Below are 502 nucleotides of genomic sequence, written 5' to 3'. Positions count from 1 at the left end.
GCGCGGGCAATTTAAGGCGATTACCCGCGAATTTTTAAGCGAAGAATACGAGGGCGAGCATGATTATTTATTCGTCGAACATGATGATACTGAGCACCCTCATATTCACGCCGTGGTTTGTATGCGCTCCATTCAGGGAAAGAAACTTGACCCCCGAAAAAAATACCTGCAAACGATGAGGAAACGCTTTGCTGACAAATGCCGAGATAACGGTATTATGCTGGCATCAAGCCGTCGCTTTGAGCGCGGGCTTTCGGGCAAATCAAGTAAATCAGAACTAGTACAGATGCGCCAAAAAAGGCAGCATTTACCCGAGGTCGATAAACGCTTTGTGGCACGGATTAAAACGGAAATTGAATCGTCCTCCTCGCTTAATGATGTAAGTCATGAATCACGACTAAAGCGTCATCAGTTTGTGCGCAATCAATTCTACGACAGTGCCAAAAAATTATATGACAACTACATGGCTACTGAGGCCTCTAAACGGCAGGATAAGGAGATT

1 protein-coding gene is annotated in these 502 nt (G+C 45.2%); it reads left to right on the top strand.

All coding sequences use genetic code 11. The features are described from left to right. Positions 1-502, top strand: a 502-nt coding sequence (locus Lfee_RS07320; protein ID WP_156413373.1) for a relaxase/mobilization nuclease domain-containing protein, incomplete at both ends; no start/stop codon positions are given.

Origin of the sequence: Legionella feeleii (genome assembly GCF_001467625.1) — a bacterium.
In the GTDB taxonomy this organism is placed as follows: Bacteria; Pseudomonadota; Gammaproteobacteria; order Legionellales; family Legionellaceae; genus Tatlockia; species Tatlockia feeleii.
Note: the sequence above shows the minus strand (reverse complement) of the source record. Positions and strands in the feature narration are given on the sequence as shown.